At 63.8% G+C, this 1,113-nt stretch carries 2 protein-coding genes; both read left to right on the top strand.

Annotated elements, in window-relative coordinates:
* Positions 1-243: 243 nt before the first annotated feature.
* Positions 244-492, top strand: coding sequence for an IS3 family transposase (locus tag ACWD0Y_RS36695; RefSeq protein ID WP_450264585.1), 249 nt, complete (start codon positions 244-246; stop codon positions 490-492).
* A 318-nt stretch (positions 493-810) separates the two neighbouring features.
* Complete coding sequence (locus tag ACWD0Y_RS36700; RefSeq protein ID WP_450264586.1) at positions 811-1,023, top strand: hypothetical protein; 213 nt, start codon at positions 811-813, stop codon at positions 1,021-1,023.
* The last annotated feature ends 90 nt before the right edge of the window (positions 1,024-1,113 follow it).

Genomic DNA, 1,113 nt, shown 5'->3' on the forward strand with positions numbered 1-1,113 from the left:
GAAACAGCACCCACAACTCCTCCGGCACCAACCGCTCCACCAGATCCGTCATGCACGGATCAACGAATGATCACGCCATAAGAAACGATGTCTTATGCGATGGCCGATCACCACCGTGCCTCCCTCGTCATCGACGCCCTGAAGATGGCCTATGGCCGTGGCGGCCTGCAACCGGGATGCATTACACGCTCGGATCGCGGCAGCGAATAAACGTCAGTCGAATTCCGCAGCGAAGCAGACGAGTTGGGCCTGCGACAAAGCTGTGGCCGTACCGGATTATGCTTCTACAACGCCGCCGCGGAGAGCTTCTGGGCCCTGCTCAAGGAAGAGATCGGCACCCGCACCTGGCCCGACCAGGCCATCGCCCGCGACGAGATCTTCTCCTTCATCGAGACGTTCTACAACCGGCGCCGTCTGCGCAAGCACAAGGTCTTCGGCTACCTCACCCCGGCCGAGACCAGGCAGCACCACCAGCACGCCCTCGCGGCATAAAGATCGAGTGCCCAACATCACGGGGAAACTTCAGAGGGCTGCTACGCCCCCATGTGGCAGCGTTCGTGCCAGCGCGAACGCCTGCGCCTGCACCATCCTCGCGCCTGCCTGGGAGCCCAGCCGCGCCGGCGGCTGCCGAAACCCGTCGGACGGCTACCACCGTGCCATCGAAGCGCACCGCGCCGCCGTCCCGGGTGGACCCGGCCATCGCTGTGCAGCGGGCCAAGACGGGTGGCGGGCCGATGTTGTTCACTCAGGTGGCTCGCGTCCGTCATGTCGCTCGGGGGATAATTCAATGCGCCCTCATACATTCCCTCCATGAGTGATCACGAGGAGACGCGTTTGGCCCTGGTTCTCAACGGCGGGGTGAGTCTCGCCGTGTGGATGGGCGGGGTCACTCATGAGATTGATGCGTTGCGGCGGGCCTCCTCGCGGGTTTTCGCCTCCGTGGACGCGACTGCCGACTGCATGTCGCTCAAGACAGGAGAGGCCCTCTGCGACGAGCAGGCCGAGAGTTCCTCGTCCGTCTAGGTGATGTTTCTCGGATCTCCTGACGTGAGTGGGGTGTTGAGGTCAGGCTGGCTGCATGGGCCGTGGGGATCTGACGAACGCGGAGTGGGA

Source organism: Streptomyces altiplanensis (assembly GCF_053591575.1).